At 66.1% G+C, this 307-nt stretch carries 1 protein-coding gene; it reads left to right on the top strand.

The window, feature by feature from the left end; genetic code table 11:
- Positions 1–95: 95 nt before the first annotated feature.
- Positions 96–307 (top strand): GntR family transcriptional regulator (locus ACPYOG_RS19350; RefSeq protein ID WP_481295757.1); only part of this gene is annotated, 212 nt, incomplete at its 3' end.

Here is a 307-nt window from a genome sequence, read left to right as displayed (position 1 = left end):
GCTGCCGTGCCGGTGCCACGTCGCGCGGCATCGAGAGAGCTCCGCCGGTACCCCGTCCTCCTAGGCGGGCCCTGGTCATCGGCGTCACAAGACTCGTGATCTCCCTCGACAGCGCCTCGGCTGTTCCTCCTTACGAACAGATTCGTCTGCAGTTTCCGCGTCAGATCACCGATGGTGCTCTCCTCGTCGGGGCGCAGCTGCCGACGATCCGGGACCTTGCATCCGACCTGGGTCCCGAGGTGAACACAGCGGCCCGTGCGTACAAAGAGTTGGAGGGCGACGGATTCGTGCAGACGCGAGGACGGGC

This window comes from Leifsonia sp. HAY1-4F, assembly GCF_056755275.1.
Note: the sequence above shows the minus strand (reverse complement) of the source record. Positions and strands in the feature narration are given on the sequence as shown.